The sequence below is a fragment of the Streptococcus dentapri genome (assembly GCF_042649885.1).
Taxonomy (GTDB): Bacteria; Bacillota; Bacilli; order Lactobacillales; family Streptococcaceae; genus Streptococcus; species Streptococcus dentapri.
This window is the reverse complement of sequence record NZ_JBHSAC010000081.1, coordinates 1-7,583: the sequence shown is the minus strand read 5'-3', so window position 1 is coordinate 7,583 and position 7,583 is coordinate 1. Positions and strand designations below refer to the sequence as shown.

Genomic DNA, 7,583 nt, shown 5'->3' with positions numbered 1-7,583 from the left:
ATCCATTTTTCATCTTAAAGATAAGAGACACCAAAAAAGACAAACCTCCAAAAAGAAGTTTGTCTTCGGTCTGACAGCCGGTCCTAATCGGACCGGCTGTTTCTTTTTAAAGTAAAATAATCCGGAACAGGATCCTCTCCTCCGGGCACGAAAGGATTGCAACGAAGGATTCTAGCCAGTCCCATAAGAACTCCTAGAAGACCATGCTTTTCAATGGCATCAATCATATAGTTAGAGCAGGTAGGATGATAACGACAGGACGGAGGGGTCAAAGGGGAAATATGGCGCTGGTAAAAGCGGACCGGCACAATCAGCAGTCTTTTCATTTGGTCTTAGTGACAGCCGCATTATGGAGCTGGCTGACTTCCTTCTTACTCAGACGACGTGCTTCACCTGGCTGGAGCCCCTTCAAATCCAGAGTACCAAATTGTGTCCGCGATAATTTATCAACTAAGAGCCCCACTGCTTCAAACATCTTTTTAACCTGATGGTTGCGGCCTTCATGAATGGTTAATTCAACGACCGAGCGATTTTTGCTAGGATCAACCTTGATAATATTGTAGCGGGCTGGTTGGGTCTTCTTCCCATCAATCACCACACCACGCGTCAGAGGTCTGAGATTCTCCTTGGTTGCTATTCCCTTAAGACGTGCTAGATAGACCTTATTGATTTTGTTTCGAGGATGGATCATTTCATCTGTAAAGTCCCCATCATTGGTCAGAAGTAAAAGCCCCGTTGTATCCCAGTCCAGACGGCCAACAGGATAGATCCTTTCCTTAACATCAGGCAAAAGATCAACTACTGTCTTACGGCCTTTTTCATCGGAGACACTTGAAATAACCCCACGTGGTTTATTGAGAAGATAATAAACCTTCTCTTCATTATAGATAGGGCGCCCTTCCACTTCAACGACGTCACCTGACTTAACATTGGTGGCTAGCTCAACAACTGTTTGTCCATTCAATGTAACCAGCCCCTGTCTTATGAGCTCTTCTGCCTTTCTGCGACTGGCAATTCCTGCGTGCGCAATGTACTTATTTATTCTCATAATTTTTTGAGACCTGAGACTGCTAAAAAGTATTGACACACTTTCTAGCAGTCTCATCCTTTCTTATTCGCTTTCTTCATTATCAAAGAGGGTCATTTCTTCATCTACCAATTCAAGATTAGAAGCATCAACTAGTTCGTCGAGACTATTGATGCCCATATAATCCAAAAAGTAATTCGTGGTCACATAGAGATTAGGACGACCAATAACTTCTTTTTTACCAGCTTCACGTATTAGGTCAAAAGCCTGCAATTTAGAAATCACACCGCTAGAATTAACACCACGAATATTATCAACTTCTATACGCGTAATTGGCTGCTTATAGGCCACAATAGATAGGACCTCTAAGCTTGCACGAGACAGACTTTGATTGATGGGAGCCTTGGCATACTGACGCAAAAGTTCAGCGTGGGCCTCCTTGGTCACCAATTTATAGGTCCCCGAAGTTTCCATCAAATCAAGCGCTGAATCATCGTCTCCCTCATACTTATCAGCCAATTTATCTAACTGCTGAATCAGGGCAGAAACAGAAAGATCAAGTAGACTGCATAACTGTCTCAGGCTCAGTCCATCCTCTCCTGCTACAAAGAGCAGGGCTTCAATCTGTGCTAGATAAGTCATGAATGTTCTCCCTCCTCTAGGGCAGTTAAGATAATTTCACCGAAATTATCTCTCTGCTGGACCTCAACACGATGCACTTTAATCAATTCCAAGGTTGCCAAAAAAATTGTTATGATTTCATTGGTAGACTGAGCCTCTGAAAAAATTTGGCTCAGCTCCACAGAGCCTTCCCCTGACAAACGTTCTGCTACCAGCTCCATCATATCTTCGATACGATAATCGTCGCGCTCAATGGTAGTATGACTGTTTTTGATTTCTTCCTGCTTGGCTGCCATCACCTTAGAAAAAGCCAAATAAAGATCCAGAGCCGACTTGTCGTGGGACAAGCTGATATCCTCATAGATCAATTCCTGTTTAGGCTTGGAAAAATATTGCGCCCTGACATCGTGCTGGGCTGCTAATTCCTGACTGAGGAGTTTAAAGCGTCGGTATTCTTCAATCTGAGTGAGCAGTTCCTGCTCCAAATCTTCTTCCGGCGGAGTTTCCTCCACCACTTTTGGTAAAAGCTTACGGCTCTTAATCAACATAAGTTGACTGGCCATAACCATATATTCTCCTGCCACTTCCAGACGCATGGCCTGTAGGGTAGCGATATAGGCCAAGTATTGTTCGATGACTTCCACAATAGGCACATCGTAAATATCCACTTCATATTTTGAGACCAGATGTAAAAGTAAGTCTAAAGGGCCTTCAAAATCTTTTAATTTAATATCCATTCTTATAATAGGGCTCCAAAGTTAGAGGCGTCTTTAATCCCAATTTCTTAGCTAAGTCTAATAAGTCTGTTCCTTGAGCAACTTGATTGATGATGAATTGCTCCCGCAATTTTTGGGCAGTCAGATCAGAGAAATCCTCGGCCTGCAAAAAGGCATTGAGCTGGTTAAAAAACCACTGACGAGAATAGGGATTACCTCTGTTGTCAAAGAGATAGGTCTGACTTTCTAAATTCTCAAATAAGGGCTTGAGGATATCAGAAAAAGGCAGAATTCTGACCTGTCCGGACTTTTTTATGGTTAAGACATCAAAATTCTGATCCACCTCTTCCACCTTGATCGCTGCAATCTCACTGGGTGATAGACCGAGCTCTAAAATCAAAAGCGCTATCCATTTTCCAGTACTATCTGTCGCTTGATAGAGATTTGATAAATCCAATCTTTGCTGACTTCTCGATTTTGGTCTCAGCTTTTCACGATTTTTAAGATGGTAATAAGCGCTGATTTTACCCTGATCATAGAGATAGAGCAAAAATTGATTCACCGTTGAAATTTTGCGCTTACGAGCCGAAAGCTTAAGATCTGACAGAAAGTTCTCGTAAAGTCGAAGCTTACTATCGGATATTTGTTCTTCAACCAGCTGACAAAACTGACGCAGGTCATAGTGGTAAGATTTTTGGCTATTCTCTGAAAGTCTTTTACTAGTAATAAAAGGGGTGATTTTCTCACTCAAGTAGCTCAATCTGATACTCCTGTGTAAAATTATGCAGTAGGCTATTCACAGATTTCAGAACAGTTCTGCGAGTAATGATTCCAAGGAAAAATCCCTGACTGTCCACTACAGGCAGAAAAGGAAAATCCACAATTTTATGCAAGATTTCGGTTAAATCAGCAGTGTCTGTCAACACCTCAATCTTGTGATTGAGCATCTCCTTGATTTCCAAATCAGCCAAGGCCTTATCAGACAGAGCCTGCTCCGTCTGGTAGGAAAGGATATCAGACATACTAATGGTTCCCATATAACGCTTGTCGGGTGACATAACCGGGATTCTTGAATAGCCATTACTTGTTAAAAGCAAAGTAACATGACTAACTCTGTGATTGGACATGACCAGAGCCAAATCCTCGGCAGGTGTCAGATAGTCCTGTTGAAATGGGGCTAGATAATCTTTAAATTCTTTTGCAATCATCTCTCAAATTCCTGTATCAAACGAGGGTAAAGCTGGTGGTCGCGGGTGTAGAACTCCACCTTGATGGTCTCATCTGTAATCTCAATCTTGGCATAGAGCTTCTCTTGAACCTCGCCGCGTGGCTGCAGGACAGAACCTGGGTTGACAAAGATTATCTTGCCATTGCGCCAAGCACTGGCCCGATGCAAATGGCCGTAGAGACAAATATCGGCATCTTCCGATTGCGCCCAGAGCTCTAAGCGAGTCCAATCAAAATTAATACCATAGAGATGGCCATGCGTCTGAGCAATCGTTGCATTATTCAAATGAGTCACCAGAGTGTCAGGGTAGCCATTGTCATAATCACAGTTGCCACGCACAACATGAATACCATCCCAAATTTTATCATTAGACGGCAGTTCCGAATCACCATTATGAAAGATAGCATCGACCTTGCCTTGATAGCGCTCTTTTATTTCTTGAACAATTTTGCGATCCCCATGGGAATCACTCATCACTACAATTGTGCTTGTTGCCATGCTGGAAACACCTCCATTAATTTTTTAACAGCTTGTCCGCGGTGCGACTGCTCGTTCTTTTCAGCAGCAGTCAACTCAGCAGCTGTTTTACCTGTCTCACCAACCAAAAAAAGCGGATCATAACCAAAGCCATTTTCTCCCTTAGAGGATATGGCGATGTAACCTTCCCAATCAGCCTCTACCACTAGACTATCACGTCCTGGGGCAGCGACCACTAGAGCCGTATGAAACTGTGCTGAGCGATCCTTTATCTCAAAGACCATAGCCAATTCATGTAAAAGCTTGGCATTATTGCTGCTATCCGTTGCATCTTGTCCCGAAAAGCGGGCTGACCAGACGCCTGGCAAGCCACCCAGAGCATCAACTTTGAGTCCCGAATCATCAGCCAGCACCATTTTACCCGTCAATTCCGAGATAGTTTCGGCCTTTAAGCGAGCATTCTCCTCAAAAGTTGTCCCTGTCTCAGCCACCTCAGGAAGGTCCGGATAGTCATTGAGATTTTCTACGCTAATTCCTAACTGGGCAAACATTTCTCGGAATTCACGTGTCTTTCCTTCGTTACGGGTTGCAATTAGGATTGTATCTCCCAGGCTTGCAGCTTCAGCCTGACCAAAAAAGTCGGTTAGTTCTACTCCTTGCTCAGGCAGGTGAACCATCTGTAACTTTTGGTTTTCACTCACCAAGATAGCATTCTTGTGCTGACTGACTTCCAGCTGTCGACCCAATTCCTGATTAATAATCTCCACAATAAAGGCAATCAGACGAAAATCAGACCCATAACGAATCACCGATACATCAAAACCTCCTTGAGCACCAAGCAGGTGAGTGAGTTCCTGCTCAATTTTTGAAAAATCAGCACCAAAACCCAGAGTATGGATACGAGAAGCACTTCCCCACTTACCTACAAACCAATCTTGATTATCCTTATATTCATAAATTTTACCATTCATAGTCTTACATGCTCCACATTTAAGTCTTGACCTAACCAGCTTTCAGCAATTTCTTTGAAACCAGCCACTCCTGCCGTTGCATAAAAATGATGGTCAGCAGTTATTACAGTATCACGACTGTGATTGAGTTGGAAATAGTTAAGTAGAACAGAAACATCACGAATTGTTTCAGCCCCACTGTCAATCAATTTTACCTCTGATCCCATAACATTTTGAATAATACTACGCAAGAGAGGATAGTGCGTACAGCCCAAAATCAGAGTGTCCACCTGACCAACCAAGGGAGAGAGACTCTCATAAACAACCTTCTTAGCAACACTGGAGGTCATCTGATTGGACTCCACTAAAGGAACAAATTTGGGACAGGCCAAGGTTTCTACCTGCATTTGAGGAGCCAAATCCACTATCTTTTGTCGATAAATATCCGACCGAACTGTCATAGGCGTTGCAATCACACCGATTCTATCAGTACTGGTTGTTTTAATGGCCGCGCTAGAACCAGGCAGAACCACACCTAAAACTGGAATATCCAGTTTCTCCTTAATTTCCTCCCAAGCAACAGCTGTCGCTGTATTACAGGCAATGACAATCATTTTGACGTCCTTAGTCAAGAGGAAGTCGACCAACTGCCAGGTATATTCTCGAATTTGCTCAGCTGGCCTAGGACCATAAGGGGCTCTGGCCGAGTCTCCAATATAAACAATTTCTTCATGGGGAAGCTGACGCATCAGTTCGCGGACAACCGTCAAACCACCAACACCAGAATCCAAAAAACCAATTGGTCTATTATCCATAGTATCTTCCTAAAATAAGACTGAGTTTTCACTCAGCCTTGTCACCTTATTTTTTCTTGTTTGCCGCAGCCTTTGACTGCTTCACGATGTTGCGATAGGTTTGCTGAATTTTAGCTTCATTAGGTTTTTGCCCCATCGAACTCATCATTTCACGAATAGCATCAGGCGTTAGACGGGGATACTCTGCAATCTCTTTTGTGAATTGACGACGAGCAATGAAAATACCTAAAACAACACCTCCAAAAAGGGCGAAAACAATCAATAAAGTAGCTAGCCAAAGTACCATGTTAATATAACTCCTAGAAATTTTTTACATAAATGATTATATCAGAAAAGCCCTATAAAAACAACGCTAGTTCATTTGGGTACAGACATAGGCCAAACTTGCCCAGGCCATTAGTCTACTAGCTTCTTCTCCATCTTTAGCTGGAACACCAGGAATATTATCACTGAAAAAAATGATCCTTGGTAGAGATAAGTTATTGAACATAACAACAGTGCCCATTGGAGAAGACCTAATTTCAACGTTTTTAAACATTTTCAGTCACTTTCTAATCTATTATTAGTCTGTTGAACGTCTATATAGACCCTGATTTCCCTAACAAAAATAAGTCAGAATTTTCTTTTAACAGCTGATAAAAGCCACAGCCATCGACTGATGAGGAGAATGCGACTGCCAGCGTGCATCAACCCCCAGCTCCTCCACTTTGACTTGGTACATCTCAAGGAAAGTGACCGCTTCTGGAATAGTGGACTTCAGCGTTTTGAGGTGGTTCAAGGGCGCCAGCCGGCAGCTGATGCGCTCCTTATCATAGCCTGCCGGAAAATGATCCAGAGTGAAACGGTTTCTTTATCAAGAAAATACAATAGCCTTGCTCCCCTTGAAATGAGGAACAAGGCCATACCTAAACGCCTAATCGTTTATTATTTCACTGTCCACTAGTAAGAAGAGGATAACATTTCCTCTACCTCTAAAGAGTCAATGCCTTTACCACTGATCCTATCTCCTTGTTCGAATGATTTAAGTATTATCATGATTAGCATCTTTCTCTGACGCTTCCTCATAAATGTTATCGACCTGCTTGTCGTAGTCTTTTTTCAGTTGAGATTGCTCCTCATCCAGTTCAGCTATTGCTTTTTGAAACTGTGATTTAAAATCATCGGCAGTAATATCCATTTGATATACCTGGCCTTTTGCTTCTGGCGAAAGTTCTATTTCACGCTTTAGAGTGGCTTGGTAAACTTGTTCCTTCAAGTCATCTGTTACCTGCATAAAACGCTGATAATCCTCCTCTAAACTGTCTCGCTTGCTTTGAATAGCCCTTAAATCACTTTCATATTGGTCATCAAGTTCTCTCATCTTCTGATTAATAGTCACCATGGCAGCCCCTAACTAATCGGATTTTCCAAGGTAGGCTTAGGAATCTGGGTTAAAAAATCCGAAGCTGCCTGAGCTGCTTGGCCTTCTAATCCATCCGCAATATTCTTTTTATAAGTTGAGGCATAATTTTTCAAAGCTTTCGCATCTTTCTCTAGGCTTGATTTCAAGCTGGTTCCCTTATTTTTGATGGCAGAGGAAGTGGCTGAAACGATAGCTTTAATGGCTGCCCGTTCCTGTTTTTTTATGGATTCTTCCAATTCAAGGTCTTTACTTTTGTTCTTTTTTGACATATCATTTTCCTCTATTTTTGCTACTATGAGAGATTGGCAAAGATATCCCCAGCCTGCTGGGCATCCACTGCTTCAATA

The 7,583-nt window shown here is 42.5% G+C and carries 12 protein-coding genes and 1 pseudogene; all 13 read right to left on the bottom strand.

All coding sequences use genetic code 11. The annotated features are described in order from the left end of the window. Window positions 1–83: 83 nt before the first annotated feature. Window positions 84–326 (bottom strand): membrane protein insertion efficiency factor YidD, encoded by a 243-nt coding sequence (gene yidD, locus ACFOSE_RS09275; RefSeq protein ID WP_380432696.1) that lies wholly within the window; start codon window positions 324–326, stop codon window positions 84–86. Continuing rightward, complete coding sequence (locus tag ACFOSE_RS09270) at window positions 323–1,048, bottom strand: pseudouridine synthase (RefSeq protein WP_380432694.1); 726 nt, start codon at window positions 1,046–1,048, stop codon at window positions 323–325. Before ACFOSE_RS09270 ends, yidD begins: the two co-directional genes overlap by 4 nt. Before the next feature lie 63 nt (window positions 1,049–1,111). After that, a complete protein-coding gene (scpB, locus tag ACFOSE_RS09265; RefSeq protein WP_380432692.1) occupies window positions 1,112–1,669 on the bottom strand; it encodes an SMC-Scp complex subunit ScpB in 558 nt (185 codons plus the stop codon). Further along, a complete protein-coding gene (locus tag ACFOSE_RS09260) occupies window positions 1,666–2,385 on the bottom strand; it encodes a segregation/condensation protein A (RefSeq protein WP_380432690.1) in 720 nt (239 codons plus the stop codon). The genes scpB and ACFOSE_RS09260 overlap by 4 nt, the downstream gene beginning before the upstream one ends. After that, the gene (xerD, locus tag ACFOSE_RS09255) at window positions 2,375–3,124 is read right to left on the bottom strand and encodes a site-specific tyrosine recombinase XerD (RefSeq protein ID WP_380432688.1); all 750 of its coding nucleotides are present in this window, start codon (window positions 3,122–3,124) and stop codon (window positions 2,375–2,377) included. Before xerD ends, ACFOSE_RS09260 begins: the two co-directional genes overlap by 11 nt. Beyond that, window positions 3,108–3,572 (bottom strand): cyclic-di-AMP-binding protein CbpB, encoded by a 465-nt coding sequence (gene cbpB / locus ACFOSE_RS09250; protein ID WP_380432686.1) that lies wholly within the window; start codon window positions 3,570–3,572, stop codon window positions 3,108–3,110. The genes xerD and cbpB overlap by 17 nt, the downstream gene beginning before the upstream one ends. Further along, entirely contained in the window at window positions 3,569–4,090 is a 522-nt protein-coding gene (locus ACFOSE_RS09245; RefSeq protein WP_380432684.1) for a metallophosphoesterase, read from the bottom strand. Before ACFOSE_RS09245 ends, cbpB begins: the two co-directional genes overlap by 4 nt. Beyond that, window positions 4,069–5,040, bottom strand: coding sequence for a nucleoside-triphosphate diphosphatase (locus ACFOSE_RS09240; RefSeq protein WP_380432683.1), 972 nt, complete (start codon window positions 5,038–5,040; stop codon window positions 4,069–4,071). The genes ACFOSE_RS09245 and ACFOSE_RS09240 overlap by 22 nt, the downstream gene beginning before the upstream one ends. Continuing rightward, entirely contained in the window at window positions 5,037–5,834 is a 798-nt protein-coding gene (gene racE, locus ACFOSE_RS09235) for a glutamate racemase (protein ID WP_380432681.1), read from the bottom strand. The genes ACFOSE_RS09240 and racE overlap by 4 nt, the downstream gene beginning before the upstream one ends. 46 nt (window positions 5,835–5,880) lie before the next feature. Further along, entirely contained in the window at window positions 5,881–6,120 is a 240-nt protein-coding gene (locus ACFOSE_RS09230; protein ID WP_380432679.1) for a YneF family protein, read from the bottom strand. Window positions 6,121–6,477: 357 nt separating this feature from the next. Further along, window positions 6,478–6,675 (bottom strand): annotated as a pseudogene (locus tag ACFOSE_RS09225) (hypothetical protein); the annotation flags it as partial. Window positions 6,676–6,855: 180 nt separating this feature from the next. Beyond that, the gene (locus ACFOSE_RS09220; protein ID WP_380432678.1) at window positions 6,856–7,215 is read right to left on the bottom strand and encodes a hypothetical protein; all 360 of its coding nucleotides are present in this window, start codon (window positions 7,213–7,215) and stop codon (window positions 6,856–6,858) included. An 8-nt stretch (window positions 7,216–7,223) separates the two neighbouring features. Continuing rightward, entirely contained in the window at window positions 7,224–7,505 is a 282-nt protein-coding gene (locus ACFOSE_RS09215) for a hypothetical protein (RefSeq protein WP_380432676.1), read from the bottom strand. Between the last annotated feature and the right edge of the window lie 78 nt (window positions 7,506–7,583).